At 40.4% G+C, this 19,880-nt stretch carries 12 protein-coding genes; 9 read left to right on the plus strand and 3 right to left on the minus strand.

Translation table 11 applies throughout. The features are described 5' to 3' along the window. Window positions 1-155: 155 nt before the first annotated feature. Complete coding sequence (locus tag QM911_RS00315) at window positions 156-8,654, plus strand: SIALI-17 repeat-containing surface protein (protein WP_414312737.1); 8,499 nt, start codon at window positions 156-158, stop codon at window positions 8,652-8,654. Between the two features lie 300 nt (window positions 8,655-8,954). Here QM911_RS00315 and QM911_RS00320 read toward each other — a convergent pair whose 3' ends face one another. Further along, the gene (locus QM911_RS00320) at window positions 8,955-10,211 is read right to left on the minus strand and encodes an ISL3 family transposase (protein WP_414312821.1); all 1,257 of its coding nucleotides are present in this window, start codon (window positions 10,209-10,211) and stop codon (window positions 8,955-8,957) included. A gap of 323 nt (window positions 10,212-10,534) precedes the next feature. Continuing rightward, window positions 10,535-11,582, minus strand: a protein-coding gene (locus QM911_RS00325) for an IS630 family transposase (protein WP_414312738.1) whose coding sequence is annotated in 2 segments (ribosomal slippage) — window positions 10,535-11,087 and window positions 11,086-11,582 — 1,050 coding nt in all. Because the reading frame shifts where the segments join, the coding sequence is not laid out codon by codon here. A gap of 340 nt (window positions 11,583-11,922) precedes the next feature. Between QM911_RS00325 and QM911_RS00330 the strand changes: the two genes are divergently transcribed. Continuing rightward, complete coding sequence (locus QM911_RS00330; RefSeq protein WP_414312739.1) at window positions 11,923-12,087, plus strand: hypothetical protein; 165 nt, start codon at window positions 11,923-11,925, stop codon at window positions 12,085-12,087. 51 nt (window positions 12,088-12,138) lie between these two features. After that, window positions 12,139-12,840 (plus strand): lysostaphin resistance A-like protein, encoded by a 702-nt coding sequence (locus tag QM911_RS00335; protein WP_414312740.1) that lies wholly within the window; start codon window positions 12,139-12,141, stop codon window positions 12,838-12,840. A gap of 129 nt (window positions 12,841-12,969) precedes the next feature. On the opposite strand, the gene QM911_RS00340 is transcribed toward QM911_RS00335, so the two are convergent. Then, window positions 12,970-13,386, minus strand: coding sequence for a DUF6556 family protein (locus QM911_RS00340; protein ID WP_075227214.1), 417 nt, complete (start codon window positions 13,384-13,386; stop codon window positions 12,970-12,972). A 136-nt stretch (window positions 13,387-13,522) separates the two neighbouring features. Between QM911_RS00340 and QM911_RS00345 the strand changes: the two genes are divergently transcribed. The 6 genes from QM911_RS00345 to gla all read left to right on the plus strand — a co-directional run bounded on the left by QM911_RS00345 (window position 13,523) and on the right by gla (window position 19,817). Next, window positions 13,523-14,665 (plus strand): cysteine desulfurase family protein, encoded by a 1,143-nt coding sequence (locus QM911_RS00345; RefSeq protein WP_414312741.1) that lies wholly within the window; start codon window positions 13,523-13,525, stop codon window positions 14,663-14,665. A gap of 8 nt (window positions 14,666-14,673) precedes the next feature. Continuing rightward, window positions 14,674-15,888: a tRNA uracil 4-sulfurtransferase ThiI gene (thiI, locus tag QM911_RS00350; protein ID WP_414312742.1), complete on the plus strand. Its 1,215-nt coding sequence runs from the start codon at window positions 14,674-14,676 to the stop codon at window positions 15,886-15,888. A 135-nt stretch (window positions 15,889-16,023) separates the two neighbouring features. Beyond that, window positions 16,024-16,848, plus strand: coding sequence for an alpha/beta hydrolase (locus QM911_RS00355; protein ID WP_414312743.1), 825 nt, complete (start codon window positions 16,024-16,026; stop codon window positions 16,846-16,848). A 21-nt stretch (window positions 16,849-16,869) separates the two neighbouring features. Further along, entirely contained in the window at window positions 16,870-17,610 is a 741-nt protein-coding gene (locus QM911_RS00360; RefSeq protein WP_414312744.1) for an esterase family protein, read from the plus strand. A gap of 12 nt (window positions 17,611-17,622) precedes the next feature. Continuing rightward, the gene (locus QM911_RS00365; RefSeq protein ID WP_414312745.1) at window positions 17,623-18,789 is read left to right on the plus strand and encodes an ATP-grasp domain-containing protein; all 1,167 of its coding nucleotides are present in this window, start codon (window positions 17,623-17,625) and stop codon (window positions 18,787-18,789) included. A gap of 158 nt (window positions 18,790-18,947) precedes the next feature. Next, window positions 18,948-19,817, plus strand: a complete 870-nt coding sequence (gene gla / locus QM911_RS00370; protein WP_414311605.1) for an aquaglyceroporin Gla — start codon at window positions 18,948-18,950, stop codon at window positions 19,815-19,817. Window positions 19,818-19,880 lie beyond the last annotated feature (63 nt).

The raw sequence follows: 19,880 nt of genomic DNA on the forward strand, positions 1-19,880 counted from the left end.
AAAATAAAAAGTTTTCATTAAAAGAGAGCTTAGACTCCACAATCATTGTCGTGGAGAAAAAGAAAACCCAGAGAGGACCCTCTAGGTCCTCTCTTTTTCTAAAGGGGAATGAGAGCGCTTACTCCTTGTAGGCGTATGAAAGGAAATAGGAAAAAATGGGAAAACATTTTTTTGAGAAACGGTGTCATTACAGTATACGTAAATTTACAATCGGCGCAGCTTCTGTTATGATTGGTGCTAGCATTTTTGGTGCTGGTGCGGTTCAGGCTGCTGAAACAGAAGGACCTGCAGAGACAGAAGGTACGGTAACACAAGCTCAGCCTCTGGATAAACTGCCAGCAGATATAGCAGCAGCTATTGAAAAAGCAGAAGCAAGTGCTGGAACTGTAGATGGTCAACCTGCAGCGTCAGAAACGGAAGCAACTGCAGCTGAAACAACTACTCCAAAACCAACTGAAACTCCTGCTCCTAAGGAAGAAGTAGCTTCAAAACCAGCTACAAATCCTAAAGAGGAAGCAGCTTCTGAGGCGAAACCAGCTGTAACTCCTGCGACTAAAGATGTAGTAGATACACCAGATGTCAATCATTTAGAAAAAGCTTCTGCTACAGCATCAAACCATGAAGCCAACACACAATACACAGCAGAAAAGGCGATTGACGGAAAACCTGATACTCGTTGGGCAACTGACCAAAACGTTGAGAAACCAACAATCGAATTTACTCTTGAAAAGACAACAGTGATTAAGCATGTTGAGATTGATTGGGACCGCCGCGTTCGTGGTGAACAAAATGATCCAAATATCAAGTCATGGAACCTCTATTATGCTGGCCAGGATGATGTGAATGGTTCAGGAGTTAAAGAATGGAAGTTGGCCTATCAAAGAACAGGGAATCCTCTTCTTGATGAAAAAATTGACTTGAAAGAAGCTATCCAAGCCAAATACCTTAAACTTGAAATTACAGACTATCAAGCTGGTACAATGAATTGGAAAAATGTTGGGATTCAAGAAATTCGTGCCTACTCAAACATTCCAGACGCTAGCAAACCAACAGATATTCGCCAAGTCACAGAATTAGCTGTTGCTGAAGATGGGAAATCACTTGTTTTACCTAAATTACCAGGTCAAGTCAGCTTAATTGGTAGCAACAAACAGGGTGTTGTTGACCTAAATAACAAAATCTATAAACCCTTAACAGATCAAACTGTTAAGGTCATGGTCCAACAAGTCAAGGATACTCATACCTTCACAAAAGAATTTGAAGTCCTTATTAAAGGCTTACATGCAGACGAAGGCGTTGGCACTAAACCAGCAGTTGCTCCAGCAGTTCAACAATGGTATGGAACTGAAGGCAAAACTTCTATTACAGCTGATACTGTGATTTCAGTTGGCGATTCTGGATTTGGTCAAGAAGCTAAATTCTATCAGACTGACCTTGAAAGTCGTGGGCTAGAAATCGCTACAGGTGATCAAACAGCTCAAAAACGGATTGAATTTAAAAAGGTTGAAGATAAGGGTTATGGTAAAGAAGGCTATGGTATCACTGTAAAAGATGGTGTTATCACTGTAGAAGCTGCAACCAATGCAGGAGCCTTTTACGCAACTCGTACTCTTCTACAAATGGGCGAAAATGATTTGCAAAACGGAGAAATCCGTGACTTCCCAAGCTTCAGCCACCGTGGCTTTATGCTAGATACAGGTCGTAAGTTTATTCCTTATGATACGCTTGTAGACATCATGCTCAACATGGCTTACTACAAGATGAACGATCTTCAGTTGCACTTGAATGATAACTATATCTTCTTAAAAGATCACTTGGCTGGTAAAAATCTTTCTCAAGATGAAGAACTAGACTATGTCCTCAAAAAAGCTAAGACAGGCTTCCGTGTAGAGACTGATGTTGTCGGTGAAAATGGTGAAAAATTAACTTCTGACGAGCATTACACTAAGGAAGAAATGCAAGAAATTATCAAGTTGGCAAAAGCTTTGCATATCAATCTTGTTCCTGAAATTGACACACCAGGTCACGCCCTTTCATTTGTAAAAGTTAGACCTGACCTTATGTACAAAGGACGACTAAGCACCAACAAGCATAATGTAGAGCGCGTGGCTATGCTAGATTTGGATAACAAGTACGAAGAAACACTTGCTTTTGTCAAATCAGTCTATGATAAATTGCTGGATGGAGAAGACGCACCTCTCCATGGCGTATCTACAGTTCATATCGGTACAGATGAATATTATGGAAATCCAGAAAGCTATCGTCGCTATGTCAATGATATGATCCAGTACATCAAAGGCAAAGGTTTGACACCGCGTATTTGGGGTTCCCTCAGTGCTAAACAAGGAACTACACCTGTAGATTGGAAAGATGTAGAAGTTGATATCTGGAGTATCCATTGGCAACGTCCAGCGGCTGCAATTGCTCAAGGTGCTAAGATTATCAATATCACTGATATTCCAACCTATAGTGTTCCAAGTGGAAGCAACAGTCAAGGTGGATATGGAGATTATGCCAACTATGAAACTCAATACAATCGCTGGACACCAAATGACTTCTCAACAGGTGGAGGACCACGTCTAGAAGCCTCTAATCCAAATATCCTTGGTGGTGGTCATGCGGTCTGGAATGATAATATTGACCTCCATGAAACTGGACTCACTTCTTACGATATCTTTAAACGCTTCTTCAAGAGTATGCAATCAACTGCAGAACGCACTTGGGGTTCAGACCGTGCAGCCAAGACCTATGCAGAACGTGTTCAACCAGCAAGTGTTTATGCACCTCAATCTAATCCAGATAAGACCGTAGCTGAAGAAGACTTGTTCAAGATTAATCCTGAGACTGTCAAAGATTATCTTGCTAAGAAAGTACAGAAGACTGAAGCAGGTTTGAACTTCGAAAAAGATAGCACTATCGAAGGCCTAGTTGGTGATGCTGGACCAAGTCATGTCTTGAAATTGGATGTGACTGTGACTGGTGATGGCCAACAAACCTTCTCAACAAGTGGAAACAATCAACTTTACCTTGCGGACAAGGATGGTTATCTTGCTTATACTTTTGAACAATTCCATATCCAATTCAACAAGAAACTTGAAAAGAATAAACGCTATCAAATTTCTGTCGTAACCAAACCTCAAGTGACTGAAGTTTATGTGGACGGTGAAAAGGTTGAACGGATTGCAAATCCAGCTAATCCACGTTTGGCTCATAATAGCTTAGTCTTACCACTTGAAACAATCGGTGGCTTCAAAGGTATCTTGCATAGTGCTGAGTTGTCAAATGAAGCATTCGTAAATCCACGTTTGATTCCAAATGATCATTTTACAGTTTCTGCAACTAGTCAGGAATTACCAGGAACCAATGCAGAAGGTCCAGTAGAAAAAGCCTTTGACAATGATCCAAATACCTTCTGGCATTCAAAATGGACTGGAGATCAAGCCCCATTCACAGTTGCAATGAACTTGAAAGCAAGTGAAACAGTCAATGGTTTGACCTATCTTCCACGTCCAGGTGGTGGTAATGGTGTCGTGACATCTTACGAAATCTATTCTCAAAAAGATGGTCAAATGGTTAAAGTTGCTTCAGGAACTTGGGAAAACAATGCCAAAGAGAAAACAGTTAACTTTGATGCCATTGAAACCGATAAGGTAGAATTTAAAGTTCTAGCAGGTGCTGCAGGATTTGGTAGTGCTGCAGAAATTCAACTTCTGAAACCAGTTTCTACTAACAAAGCAGAAGAACCAGTTAGTCCAGAAAAACCTGAAACACCAGAAAAACCTGAAACTCCAGAAAAGCCTAAAGTTGAGGAAATGGGTGATGGGACAACTGAACTTGCTGATAGCTTTGTAGCTACGAAACCTACAAGCGACGAGGCAGTTGCTGCAGCAGCCCAAAGTCAAGATTATCTCAAGAAAGAGTATAAGGTCTTCCCAACACCACAAAAAGTAACTTACGATGAAGGTGTTACGAAACTCCATAAACAAGTCAATCTTGTCATGGGCGATCAATTAGATATCTATACTCGTAACCGCTTGAAGAGTGTCCTACAAGATCATCAAATCTCTTACACAAGCAGTCAAACAGCAGTGGCAGGTGCTACCAACATCTACCTTGGTGTTCATGGTCAAAATTCACAGGCTGAAAAAGAAGTGTCTGGAATTTCTCAAGGACTCTTTGATAAGATTGATGCCTATGCCTTGTCAATCAAGAACAATACAATCTCTATCGTCGGTAAGGATACAGATGCTGTCTTCTATGGTTTGACGACTCTCAAACACATGCTTAATGAAAGCGAAGCTCCAGTCTTGCGTAATGTAACAGTTGAAGACTTCGCTGAAATTAAGAATCGTGGTTTTATCGAAGGTTACTATGGAAATCCATGGAGCAATGCTGATCGTGCTGAGTTGATGCGCTATGGTGGTGACTTGAAGTTGACTCAATACTTCTTTGCACCAAAAGACGATCCATACCACAACAAGAAATGGCGTGAACTTTATCCAGAAGAAAAATTAGCTGAAATCCGTGAATTGGCACGTGTCGGAAACCAAAACAAGACTCGTTATGTGTGGACCATCCACCCATTCATGAACAACCGTATCCGTTTTGGCAACGATGCTGATTACCAACAAGATTTGGAAACCATTAAAGCTAAATTCACTCAATTGATGGATGTCGGTGTCCGTGAGTTCGGTATTTTAGCCGATGATGCTCCAAGTCCAGTTGGTGGCTACAATAGCTACAACCGCTTGATGAAGGACATGACAGATTGGTTGACTGAAAAACAAGCAACTTATGTTGGTCTTCGTAAGGAAATGATTTTCGTTCCAGGTCAGTATTGGGGTAATGGACGTGAAGATGAGTTGAAATCACTCAATGAAAATCTTCCAACTTCAACTTCTATGACCCTTACTGGTGGTAAGATTTGGGGTGAAGTATCTGAAAGCTTCCTTTCAAACCTTAAGAATAATCTGACTGCAGGAGGTAAGACCTACCGCCCAGTTTCTCTATGGATTAACTGGCCTGTTACAGATAACTCTAAACAACACTTGATTTTGGGTGGCGGTGAGAAATTCCTTCATCCAAATGTGGACCCAAGTCTCCTTTCAGGTATCATGTTGAATCCAATGCAACAATCTGAGCCATCGAAGATTGCCCTCTTCTCAGCGGCTCAGTATGCATGGAAACAATGGAAGTCTGAAGAAGAAGCTAAGAAAGTAAATGACATAGCCTTCAACTTTGTTGAAACAGGTAAATTTACTGACAGTGAAACATCTGTTGCCTTCCGTGAACTTGGTAAACACATGATTAACCAAAACATGGATGGTCGTGTTGTGAAATTGGAAGAGTCTGTTGAACTTGCACCAAAATTGGCGACCTTCATGTCTAAGTTGAAAGCTGGTCAAGATGTTGGTGCAGAGCGTGAAGGCTTGCGTGCAGAATTTGCTAAACTAAAAGCAGCAGCTCAACTTTATAAAGCATCTGGTGATGAAAAGATGCGTGCTCAAATCCACTACTGGTTGGATAATACTATTGACCAAATGGACGCCTTGAGTGCTCTTCTTGATGGTACAGAAGCTATCGAAAAGAACGATTCTGCAAAACTTTGGGATAGTTACTATAAGGGCTTGAAACTCTACGAACAATCACAAACTTATACCTTCCACTATGTAGACCATGATGAAAGAGCTGAGTTGGGTGTTCAACATATCCGTCCATTCTTGCTTGGCCTTCGTGAAATCCTTGCAACAGAAGTTCAAAAAGCCTTGCATCCTGACCAAGTCATTAGTACCTTTATCACAAACCGTACAGGTGTCGAAGGTGGACTTGCTGAAGTGACTGACGGAGATTTAGGAACACATGCCCTTATCAAGTCACCAAATAGCATTCAAACTGGTGACTACATTGGCTTGAAATTTAATAAGGCTGTTTCAGTTCAAAACTTGACCTTTGCAATGGGAACTCAAGCAAATCCTCGTGATACCTTCAACAACGCTAAAGTTGAGTATCTCAATGAAAATGATGAGTGGGTAACCCTTTCAGAACCAAGCTACACTGGTAATGAGCCTCTGCTTAAATTTGAAAACCTCAACATCAACGCTAAAGCTGTTCGCATGATTGCGACTTCAGATCGTGGAAACACTTGGTTTGCGGTAAGAGAAATTGCTGTTAACCGCCCTGTAGAAGTTACTCGTGCTAAACAGTCAGCTACTGTGACTATCAGTCCAAATCTTATGTACAAGTACAACACAACAGTTGGTCAGATTACAGACGGACGTGATAATACTGAAGCCATGCTTGCAAATGCTGATAGAACAGACACAACTCCAGTCAATGGTTGGGTACAACTTGACTTGGGTGAAGTCAAACCTGTGACCAAGGTTCGTTTGGTTCAAGGATCAGGAGATAAATTGGCAGAAGGTGTTCTTGAATATTCTGCAGATGGTAGCTCATGGCAAGAGTTGGATCGCTTGACTGGTGAACAAACAAAAGAAATCGAAACTCCAATTTCAGCTCGCTACGTTCGTGTTCGCAATACTAAGAACATCAACCTATGGTGGCGTATCGCTGACTTCTCAGTTGAAACACGTGCAGGCAATAGCGAATTGACTGATACAAACGTTGAGAGCTTGAAGTCAACTCCAGTTTATGACAGCCTAGGCCGTTATGACCTTCAAATTCCAAGCGGAACTAAGCTTCCAGCTAATAGCTACTTGGGTATGAAACTTGATCGTCTTCACCAAGCTGAAAGCATTCAAGCACTTGGTACAGAAAATCCATCTCTCAATTTGGAATACTCTCCAAATGCTCAAGAATGGTATCCAGCTGATCAAGTGACAGATAAGTCCTTGGTACGTTATGTTCGTTTGGTTAATAAGACTGACCAAGAACAAGCAGTGACAGCAACATCTCTACTTGTTCAGACAAAAGAAGTTCAACCAACCACACTTGATTCGACATCAATGGGAATCCACCAAACATACGGTAGAAACGACGTTCGTAAGATCAAGAACTTGGATCAGTTGTTTGACGGTGTCTACAATAACTTTGTAGAGTTCTCAGACTATGCTCGTAAAGACGGTCATATTACCTTGAAACTTGGTAGCGAACGTGATATTAAGAAGATTAGAGCTTACATCCAAGACGGCACTCAAAACTATCTCCGTGATGGTAAGATTCAAGTCAGTCAAGATGGCAAGACTTGGACGGATGTTGTGACAGTTGGTGACGGTGTTGCTAATGAAACACGTGATGATTCCTTGACAGATGGCTGGACACATGATTCTAAGATGCCAGGAAATCGCTATATCGAGGGTGAACTTTCAAGCCCAGTTAAAGCCAACTATCTCCGTGTTCTATTTACAGCAGACTATGATGCTCGTTTTGTAGGCTTCACTGAGTTGGTGATCAATGATGGCGAATTCGTGAAACCAATCAATGACCCAACTGTAGAAGGAAACAGCGGTGAAAGCCAAGGAAACCTTTACCCTAACCTTGTAGATGGCAAAGTATTGACAAGCTACAAGGCTGAGAAAGAACAAGGTGAGCTGGTTTACCACTTGTCAGAACCAACAGATGCTAACCACATCCGACTTGTTTCAAGTATTCCTCAAGGAGTGAAAGCTCGTGTGCTTGCTCGTACTCTGAAAGAAGATAAAGCAGATGCTTGGTCAGAACTAGGTGAAATTACCTCAAGCTTCCAAACATTTGCAGTGAGAGAAAAAGCGCCATTGTTAGATGTCAAAGTTGTTTGGGAAGGTGGCAAACCTGAGTTTTACGAAATGACGACCTTCCACCAAGAGCTTCCAGAAGAACCAGAGAAACCGGCTTTAACTACAAGCAAGGGGGACGAACCAGCACCAGTAGTAGAAGTCCCAGAATTTACTGGTGGCGTAAATGGTGTTGAAGCAGCTGTTCATGAAGTTCCAGAATACACTGAAGCTATTGGCACAGCAGGTGACGAACCAGCACCAGTAGTAGAAGTCCCAGAATTTACAGGTGGCGTAAATGGTGTCGAAGCGGCTATCCATGAAGTCCCAGAGTATACTGAAGCTACGGTAGAAGCAGACAAGATTCCAGCACCAGTAGTAGAAGTTCCAGAATTCACAGGCGGCGTAAATGGTGTCGAAGCAGCTATCCATGAAGTACCAGAGTATACTGAAGCTACGGTAGAAGCAGACAAGATTCCAGCACCAGTAGTAGAAGTCCCAGAATTCACAGGTGGTGTCAATGGAGCAGAAGCAGCTGTCCATGAAGTTCCAGAATTCACAGGTGGTGTCAATGGAGCAGAAGCAGCTGTCCACGAAGTCCCAGAATATACTGGTGGTGTGAATGGTGTTGAAGCAGCTGTTCATGAAGTCCCAGAGTTCACTGGTCACGTAAATGGATCAGAAGGAACTACTCACGAAGTTCCAGAATTTACTGGAAGTGTGAATGGTTCAGCTCCAACTACACGTGAAACTCCAGCATACACAGATGAGCAGTCTCTTGTAGCTCTTGCTATGTCACAAGATAAGACCTACCAAGCACCTGCAAGTCATCCATACAAGCTCCCAGAGACAGGTACTAAAGAAAATGCTGGCCTTGCAGCCGTTGGTGTTGTAGGTGCACTTCTTGGTATGTTTGCTATGGGAAAGAAAAAAGACGACGAATAAGATGATGTAAAAGCATCTAATACTCAATGAAAATCAAAGAGCAAACTAGGAAACTAGCCGCAGGTTGCTCAAAACACTGTTTTGAGGTTGTGGATAGAACTGACGAAGTCAGTAACAAATATACGGCAAGGCGACGTTGACGCGGTTTGAATTTGATTTTCGAAGAGTATAAGTCATAGAGATTGGATCAAGAGACTAATCTCGAATATAAAAAGCGGACAAAACTAGTTTTCTGATAAACAGAATCTGGTCTTGTTCGCTTTTTCGGCTCATTGTCAACTGTAGTGGGTTGAATAAAAACTAACATCTGGAGAGGACAATTGATGTCCTCTTCATTTTTATATTCAGAGCGATGAAAATTCGTTTCTTAAAGTTGTCAAAGTTCCTAAAACCAAAGGCATTTCGTTTGATGAGTTTAATGAGATTATTGGTTGCTTCCAATTTAGCGTTGGAATAGGGCAATTGAAGGGCGTTGACAATTTTCTCTTTGTCCTTGAGAAATGTCTTAAAGACAGTCTGAAAAAGAGGATGAACCTGCTTCAGATTGTCCTCAATAAGTCCGAAAAATTTGTCAGCTTCTTTATTCTGGAAGTGAAAAAGCAAGAGTTGATAGAGATTATAGTGGTGTTTCAAGTCTTCTGAATAGCTCAAAAGCTTGTCTAGAATCTCTTTATTCGTTAAGTGCATGCGAAAAGTAGGGCGATAAAAACGTTTATCACTCAATTTACGGCTATCTTGTTGGATGAGTTTCCAATAGCGCTTGATAGCCTTGTATTCATGAGATTTTCGCTCAAATTGATTCATGATTTGGACACGAACTCGACTTATAGCTCGGCTTAAGTGCTGAACAATGTGGAAACGATCAAGTACAATTTTTGCATTAGGAAAAAGCTGTTTAGCCAAGTTATAGTAAGGACTAAACATATCCATAGTAATGATTTTCACTCGACATCGGACCGCTCTATCGTAGCGCAGAAAGTGATTGCGGATGATAGCTTGTGTTCTTCCCTCAAGAACAGTAATGATATTGAGCTGATCAAAATCTTGTGCGATAAAACTCATCTTTCCCTTGGTAAAGGCATACTCGTCCCAAGACATAATCTCTGGAAGACAAGAAAAATCATGCTTAAAGTGAAAGTCATTGAGCTTACGAATGACAGTTGAAGTTGAAATGGATAGCTGATGGGCAATATCAGTCATAGAAGTCTTTTCAATCAACTTTTGAGCAATCTTTTGATTGATGATGCGAGGAATTTGATGATTCTTTTTGACGATAGAAGTCTCAGCGACCATCATTTTCGAGCACTGATAGCACTTGAAACGACGCTTTTTAAGAAGAATTCTGGTAGGCATACCAGTCGTTTCGAGGTAAGGAATTTTCGACGGTTTTTGAAAATCATATTTCTTCATTTGACATCCGCACTCAGGGCAAGACGGGGCGTCATAGTCCAGTTTAGCGACAATTTCCTTGTGTGTATCCATATTGATGATATCTAGAATCTGGATATTAGGGTCTTTAATATCGAGTAGTTTTGTGATAAAATGTAATTGTTCCATATGATTCTTTCTAATGATGGTTTGGTCGCTTTTCATTATAGATCTTATGGGACTTTTTTTCTACACAAAAATAGGCTCCATAAGATCCATAGGGGATTTACCCACTACAAATATTATAGAGCCGCTTTTTCTTAAAGTGAGGAAGCTGATGGTCACTGAAGTTCTTTGACCAGATTATTTTTATACTCAATGAAAATCAAAGAGCAAACTAGGAAGCTAGCCAAAGGCTGTACTCGAGTACGGCAAGGCGAAGCTGACGTGGTTTGAATTTGATTTTTGAAGAGTAATAACTTGGGACGAAGAACTTACGATTTGATTAATACTCAATTAATTTCAAAAAGCAACCTTGTCCATTGTCTGCTGACAGTTGACTTTAAAACGCTTTTTTCCAGTCCTTGAATAACTTCTTGAAGCTTATCAATGACAGCTTCCAATGTTTGGAAAGCCTTATTTTTAAAACCTCGTTTTCGAATTTCTTTCCAGACCTGTTCAATAGGGTTCATTTCTGGTGTATAAGGTGGGATAAAAGCCAATTCAATATTACTTGGAATCTCTAAGGTACTTGATTTATGCCAGATAGCATTATCCATGACAAGTAAAATATAGTCATCTGGATAAGCTTGTGAGACTTGCCGTAGAAATTCATTCGTCCACTCAGTATTACATCCTCCAGCAATAAGGAAGAAGGAATCTCCTGTCTGAGCATCTACTGCCCCATAACAATAGCGATATTCTCGCATATAATGACTAGGAATGCTAGGTCGAATTCCTTGAGGAGCCCAACAAGAACTCATCTTACTGATCCTCCCGAAACCAGCTTCATCTTGGTACATCAAGCGTACTTTGTTATAAGTCCCCTCCTCTTTAAAGCGCTTACTTAAGGTCTCGAATGTAGATTTTATTTTTAGACGTCTCAATTGTCTGAGCGTCTGCCTTCTTGGGATGTTCAGGTCGAGGAGTGACCGTTCGCCAACCATGGCGTTTCAGGAGATAATAGAAACCATCACGTGTGGAAGTGCGACCAATCTCTTTTTGATAGGCTTCAAATAACTGATTGACAGTTACAAATTCCCCAGCCTGAGCAGCTTCTATATGACGTTTTAGGAATGCTTGTTCTTCTTCGTACGTCATATATTCTCGATGACGTCCACCACGGGTTTCTTGAAGAAGAGCTTCTAAACCAAACTCCTTATATTTTTTCAAATTCCTCCAAACAGTTGTTTTATTACAATCTAGGAGATCCATGATTTCCTTATAACTCTTTCCTTTTGAGCGAAAAAAAATAATCTGTAGACGTTTGTGATATTTGGCGTACGATGAATCTTTTAAGAGTTGTTCAATTTTTTGTGTTTCTTCGTTTGTCAGTTTCATAACTACTATTATAAGATGTTTTTTTGATTTTAGTCCAGTATAAGTCACAAGCCAATTTCTACCATTTAGGATGTTTTGATGACAATTTAAGAAAGAGCAATCTATTCCTGGAAATAAATGCTAAACTATGATTGTTCCTAAACATGATTTAGTAATTCAGTGGTCTGGTTCAACCCTAAAAGAATAAAACCGATCTTACAAGTTAATCAGAAGAGTATTATTGAATTGGATTTAGAGGTAGCTAGTAGAGAAAAGTAAATCTGAAATTTGATGTTCTCTTGTGAGCAAGACTAAGGAGTTATTCTATTCATTTATTTGTAGAAAGCTTTGGGGAGTATCTATGAAATTTAAGAAATATATCTTTCCTTTAGCACAAGCCTGCTTGGGTTTGTATTTATTCGCTAATGGAGGTAGTTTGATCAATTTAGATATTGGGGTTATCCTTGTGTTATTATCTCTGATTAAGGGAGTAGAAATCTATCAAGAGGAAAGAAAACACAGATGAGCTTTCTTAGTAAGTAGAAATGCTGGAGTTAAGGAAAGAAGAGGTATTGATGTGCAAAAGTTGAAAAATATTTTAAAATTTGTAGGAATGATCTTACTGATTATAAATGTAAATACATTTCCCATGAGAATGCTGGCCCTCGAAGATTCTAGTTCTCTATCCTTAAAGTGGACGACTAGTATTGGGTATTTGATAATTGCTACCTTTTTACTAGTTGCTGTTTGGCGACAATACAAAAAGAAAATTTCGAATCAGCAGAAGGCTTTCAAGTTCACATGGAAGGATTTTGGAATAGCCCTTTTATTTTATGTGGCTACTCGAGTCGTAGCGATTGTAGGTACTCTTCTGATCCAAGTGGTTACTGGAAATCCAACATCCGCTAACGATGCGGCCTTGCTGGCTACAAGTGAGCAGGTCACTCGAGTTTTTCCTCTATTTTTCATCGCCTTTCATTTTGCAATTGGTATATTTGCTCCAATCATGGAAGAATTAGTATTTAGAGGATTCTTCAGCCACTATTTTTTTAAAGCTGATCAAAAGTGGTTGAAATTGCTAATAAGTTCTGCTATTTTTGGCTACCTGCATATGTTTTATCCGGTAGAGTTTGTAACTTATTTTTTACTGGGAGTGATATTTTACTTAGCCTATGCTCGTAGAGGAAACGTTCTTGATTCTATAGCTGTTCATTTGCTTAATAACGGAGTGCTGGTACTGGTATCTATTCTACACTATCTATTTTTAGTTTTTAGCTAAAATATATTCAAAAAATGATTGGTTGAAAGGCTGATCATTTTTCTGTTGCAAAGATCAACTTTTGCTGATAAATGCTGAAGACAGCAATAAAAAACCAGCGATTCAATCACTGGCTGTCAGATAGTTCTTTTAAGAAGCTCCATTTGTAGTGGAAGTTTTTGTATCTGTTGTTTGAGTACTAGAAGAAGGAACAGTTGGTTGTTCTTGTTTACTGCTAGTCTCTTCTTTCTTGCTTTCTTCACTGCTACTAGATTGACTTGTTGTTTCTTCTTGTGTGTTTTCTTTTGTAGAAGTATTATCCTTGTTGGGAGTAGTGTTCTCTTGAGGGGATTCCTTTTGAATCTCTTTTATGACAGTTGTCTGGGTTGTCGTAGTTTCTTTTTTAGAGTTATTATTGTTGTTGTTATTCATAGCATTCATAATGGTGATGCTTGCAGTAATCAGCCCTAGAATACTACCGATAGTAGCAATCGTTTTTTGAAAAACAGTAAATCCTTTTTTGATGTGTTCCGTTTTAGGTTTTGATGTTCTACGATAATTAGACATAATATCTCTCCTTTACTAAAATTCATTATACCGAAAATCTTTAAAAAAAACTTAAATGAACCTGAATTGCCTTTCTTGTCGCCTGAACTGTTTCGTGATACAATAGAAGGAGTGATTTTAGAAAGCGTGAGAAACCATGATTTACTTTGATAATTCGGCAACGACCAAGCCATACTCTGAAGCCTTAGAGACTTATATGCAGGTTGCTTCAAAGATTATAGGAAATCCTTCAAGTCTCCATCGTTTAGGAGACCAATCTAGCAGAATTTTAGAAGCTTCTCGACAGCAGATTGCAGATTTGATTGGCAAGAAAAGCGAAGAAATCTTCTTTACCTCTGGTGGGACTGAAGGGGATAATTGGGTTATCAAAGGGGTGGCTTTTGAAAAAGCGCAATTTGGTAAACACATTATTGTGTCAGCTATTGAGCACCCAGCAGTCAAGGAGTCGGCTCTCTGGCTCAAGACTCAAGGTTTTGAAGTGGATTTTGCACCTGTAAATGAAAAAGGATTTGTAGATGTAACTGCTTTAGAAAACCTACTTCGTCCTGATACAACGCTAGTCTCTGTTATGGCAGTCAACAATGAAATCGGCTCAATCCAGCCTATTGAAGCTATATCAGAACTATTAGCTGATAAACCAACGATTTCCTTCCATGTTGATGCGGTTCAAGCTTTAGCTAAGATTCCGACAGAAAAGTATTTGACTGACCGAGTGGATTTTGCGACCTTCTCTAGTCATAAATTCCACGGAGTTCGTGGTGTTGGCTTTGTCTATATCAAGTCTGGCAAGAAAATTACACCGCTTTTAACTGGTGGTGGCCAAGAGCGTGACTATCGTTCAACAACTGAGAATGTAGCAGGGATTGCTGCGACTGCCAAGGCACTGCGTCTAGCTATGGAAAGATTGGAATTATTTTCTCACAAAACGAGTCAGATGAAGGAAGTCATCCGTCAGGCTCTTCTTGATTATCCAGATATTTTTGTCTTTTCAGGTGAGGAAGACTTTGCTCCTCATATTCTGACCTTCGGAATTAAGGGAGTTCGTGGGGAAGTCATCGTTCATGCTTTTGAAGACTATGATATTTTCATTTCTACAACATCAGCTTGCTCGTCCAAGGCTGGGAAACCTGCTGGAACCCTGATTGCCATGGGGATTGAAAAGGATAAAGCCCAGTCAGCAGTCCGCCTCAGCCTAGACCTAGAAAATGACATGAGTCAAGTTGAGCAATTTTTGACCAAACTAAAATTAATTTACAATCAAACTAAAAAAGTAAGATAGGAGCATTCATGCAGTATTCAGAAATTATGATTCGCTACGGAGAGCTTTCAACCAAGGGTAAAAACCGGATGCGTTTCATCAATAAACTACGTAATAATATCTCAGACGTTTTGTCCATTTATCCTCAAGTCAAAGTGACAGCAGACCGCGATCGTGCCCATGCTTATCTAAATGGTGCCGACTACACAGCAGTTGCCGAGTCACTCAAGCAAGTTTTCGGGATTCAAAACTTTTCGCCAGTATACAAGGTTGAAAAATCTGTAGAAGTTCTGAAATCTGCTGTCCAAGAGATTATGAAGGACATCTACAAGGAAGGTATGACCTTTAAAATCTCAAGCAAGCGAAGCGACCACAACTTTGAGTTAGACAGTCGTGAGTTGAACCAAACTCTTGGTGGTGCAGTATTTGAAGCCATTCCCAATGTACAAGCACAAATGAAAAATCCTGACATCGATCTTCAGGTGGAGATTCGTGAAGAGGCGGCCTACCTTTCTTATGAAACCATTCGAGGAGCTGGTGGTTTACCGGTTGGAACTTCAGGGAAAGGCATGCTCATGTTGTCAGGTGGGATTGACTCACCAGTAGCTGGTTATCTAGCTCTAAAACGTGGAGTGGATATCGAAGCTGTTCACTTTGCTAGTCCACCATATACCAGTCCAGGTGCCCTCAAAAAAGCCCAAGATTTGACCCGTAAATTGACTAAATTTGGTGGCAATATCCAGTTTATCGAAGTACCTTTCACTGAAATCCAAGAAGAGATTAAGGCTAAAGCTCCAGAAGCTTATCTCATGACTTTGACTCGCCGCTTTATGATGCGGATTACAGACCGTATCCGTGAAGTGAGAAATGGTTTGGTCATTATCAATGGTGAAAGTCTTGGTCAGGTGGCTAGTCAAACCTTAGAAAGTATGCAGGCTATCAATGCCGTGACCAATACACCAATTATCCGTCCAGTTGTGGCCATGGATAAGTTGGAAATTATTGATATTGCTCAGGAAATTGACACCTTTGAAATTTCTATCCAACCTTTTGAAGACTGTTGTACAATTTTTGCGCCTGATCGTCCGAAAACAAATCCAAAGATTAAGAATGCAGAGCAGTATGAAACACGTATGGATGTCGAAGGTCTGGTTGAACGTGCAGTAGCAGGAATCATGATTACTGAAATTACGCCTCAAGCTGAGAAGGATGCAGTTGATGAGCTAATTGACGATCTCCTCTAATTAGAAAATTCAGAAGAATAGAGAAAATAAGTATAAAAAGTTAGTTTTTTGTTCTAAATTTAGACGGAAACTGACTTTTTTTCTATTTTTGTGCTATAATAAGATAAAATTTTGAATATAGAGAGTTTTCTGACAATGAATCAATCTTATTTTTACCTGAAAATGCGAGAGCATAAATTAGTGGTTCCCTACACAGGTAAGGAGCGCCGGGTACGTGTTCTCCTCCCCAAAAACTATGAGAAAGACACAGATCGAACTTATCCAGTCGTCTATTTCCATGATGGTCAAAATGTCTTTTATAGTAAGGAATCTTACGTTGGACATTCCTGGAAGATTATTCCTGCTATCAAGCGAAATCCAGATATCAGCCGTATGATTGTTGTGGCTATTGACAATGATGGTCTTGGTCGAATGAATGAGTATGCAGCTTGGAAATTCCAAGAGTCTAATATTCCTGGTCAACAATTTGGTGGTAAGGGTGTCGAGTACGCAGAGTTTGTCATGGAAGTGGTTAAGCCTTTTATCGATGAAAACTATCGGACAAAATCAGACCGTAAACACACTGCTATGATAGGATCTTCACTTGGTGGCAATATTACCCAGTTTATTGGTTTAGAATATCAAGATCAGATTGGGTGCTTGGGAGTTTTTTCATCAGCTAACTGGCTCCACCAAGAGGCCTTTGATCGCTATATCGAGCGTAAAAAACTCTTGCCTGACCAACGAATCTTTATCTATGTTGGAACGGAAGAAGCTGATGATACAGACAAGACCCTCATGGCTGGCAATATTAAGCAGGCCTATATCGACTCTTCCCTTCGCTATTATCATGATTTGATAGCGGGAGGAGTGCAGTTGGAAAATCTCTCACTCAAGGTTCAGGCTGGAGCCATTCACCATGAAGTGCCATGGTCAGAAAATCTTCCAGCTTGTCTACGTTTTTTTGCAGAAAATTGGTAAATAGTATAAAGGAGACAGGATATGAATATTGAACATCTTAGCCACTGGAGTGGTCATCTAAATCGTGAAATGTACGTCAATCGTTACGGACACGCAGGTATCCCAGTTGTTGTCTTTGCGTCCTCAGGTGGTAGCCACAATGAATACTATGATTTTGGCATGATTGATGCATGTGCATCTTTTATTGAGGAGGGCCGTGTTCAGTTCTTTACACTTTCAAGTGTTGATAGTGAGAGTTGGCTTGCGACATGGAAAAACGGTCATGACCAAGCTGAAATGCACCGTGCTTATGAGCGATACGTTATTGAAGAAGCTATTCCTTTTATCAAGCATAAGACGGGCTGGTTTGATGGCATGATGACGACAGGTTGCTCTATGGGAGCTTACCATGCTCTCAACTTCTTCTTGCAACATCCGGATGTCTTCACCAAAGTCATTGCTCTTAGTGGTGTCTACGATGCACATTTCTTTGTCGGTGATTACTACAATGATGATGCCATCTATCAAAATTCACCAGTAGACTACATTTGGAATCAAAATGATGGTTGGTTTATCGACCGTTACCGTCAAGCTGAAATTGTGGTTTGTACGGGACTAGGTGCTTGGGAACATGATGGCCTACCTTCTTACTACAAGCTCAAAGAAGCCTTCGATCAAAAACAAATTCCTGCCTGGTTTGCAGAATGGGGACACGATGTTGCCCATGACTGGGAATGGTGGCGCAAACAAATGCCTTATTTCCTCGGTCACATGAGTCTATAAAAGGAGTCGCTTATGAATTATCTTGTAATTTCACCCTATTACCCACAAAATTTCCAACAATTTAGTATTGAACTAGCCAATAAAGGAATCACCGTTCTAGGGATTGGGCAAGAACCCTATGAACAACTAGATGAACCATTGCGCAATAGCTTGACTGAGTATTTCCGAGTTGATAATCTTGAAAATATCGATGAGGTTAAACGTGCAGTTGCTTTTCTTTTCTACAAACATGGTCCAATTGACCGCATTGAATCTCACAATGAATACTGGCTAGAGTTGGATGCTGCTCTTCGTGAACAGTTTAATGTCTTTGGTGCCAAACCAGAAGACCTCAAGAAGACCAAGTTCAAGTCTGAAATGAAAAAACTCTTCAAGAAAGCTGGAGTTCCCGTTGTGCCAGGTGCTGTTATTGAAACAGAAGCAGATGTTGATAAAGCTGTGAAAGAGATTGGACTTCCCATGATTGCCAAACCTGACAATGGAGTGGGAGCAGCCGCAACCTTCAAACTTGAAACAGAAGATGATGTCAATCACTTTAAGGCTGAATGGGATCACTCAACCGTTTATTTCTTTGAAAAATTTGTCACCTCTAGTGAGATCTGTACTTTCGATGGTTTGGTAGATAGAGATGGGAATATCGTCTTTTCTACGACCTTTGACTACGCACACACACCCCTTGATCTCATGATTTATAAGATGGACAATTCTTATTACGTTCTCAAAGAGATGGATCCAAAATTGCGTAAATATGGTGAGGCAATTGTCAAAGAATTTGGCATGAAGGAACGTTTCTTCCATATTGAGTTTTTCCGTGAAGGTGATGATTATATTGCCATTGAGTACAATAACCGTCCAGCTGGTGGCTTTACCATTGATGTCTATAACTATGCCCATTCTTTTGACTTGTATAAGGGATATGCAGCGATCGTTGCTGGTGAACCATTCCCAGCTTCTCAATTCGAGCCTCTATACTGCTTGGCAACATCTCGTCGCGCTAATGCCAACTATGTTTATTCAGAAGAAGACTTGCTCGCCAAATACGGTCAGCAATTTAAGGTTAAGAAAATCATGCCTGCAGCCTTTGCAGAATTGCAAGGAGACTTTCTCTATATGTTAACGACGCCAAGTCGTGAAGAAATGGATCAGATGATTAAGGACTTTGGTCAGCGTCAAGAATAATCGAAATTAGGACTTAACAAAGGATGTTTGTTAGGTCTTTTTTGAAGAGCTGAAATAAAAGCGTTTTCCCGCAGGATTCTTTTAGAAAATCTGTTGCTAAAAGGCTTAAAAATTGATAGAATAGGGATTGTCTAAAAAATATTAAGGAGAATCTATCAATGGATTTCGCATGGGCAGTCAAATATGCCACTGAATTTTTGGGAACAGCCATCTTGATCATCTTGGGAAATGGTGCAGTTGCCAACGTTGAACTTAAAGGTACGAAAGGTCACCAAAGTGGCTGGCTCGTTATCGCTGTTGGTTACGGTATGGGGGTTATGATCCCTGCCTTGATGTTTGGTAATGTTTCTGGTAACCACATCAACCCAGCCTTCACTCTTGGTCTAGCAGTTAGCGGACTTTTCCCTTGGGCACAAGTAGTACCATACATCGTTGCACAAGTCTTGGGAGCAATCTTCGGACAAGCCTTGGTTGTTGCAACTCACCGTCCTTACTACTTGCAAACTGAAAAAGCAAACAATATCTTGGGAACATTCTCAACAATTTCAAGTATTGACCAAGGTACAAAAGAATCACGCTTTGCAGCAACAGTTAACGGTTTTATCAACGAGTTTGTTGGTTCATTCGTTCTTTTCTTTGCAGCACTTGGTATGACAAAGAACTTCTTTGGAGCTGAAGTCCTCCAATACATGAAACAAATGGCAACTCAAGCTGGTCAAAATGTTGACTTCTCTGATTTGGCAATTAAAGCTCAAGTAGCGCCTCATACAGCATCAGGACTTGCTGTTGGTCACTTGGCACTTGGTTTCCTAGTAATGGCTTTGGTTACTTCACTTGGAGGACCTACAGGACCTGGTTTGAACCCAGCTCGTGACTTTGGACCACGTCTCCTTCATGCCTTCCTTCCAAAATCAATCCTTGGTCAATACAAGGGTGATTCAAAATGGTGGTATGCTTGGGTACCAGTAGTTGCACCGATTGCAGCTGGTATTGCAGCAGTAGCACTTTTCAAATTACTTTACCTATAATCACTCAAAACTGGGAAGCCCCAGTTTTTTCTTGTCTACGAAAGTCGAGTTTTTAGATAGAGA

Source organism: Streptococcus infantis (assembly GCF_047460825.1).
Taxonomy (GTDB): Bacteria; Bacillota; Bacilli; order Lactobacillales; family Streptococcaceae; genus Streptococcus; species Streptococcus infantis_V.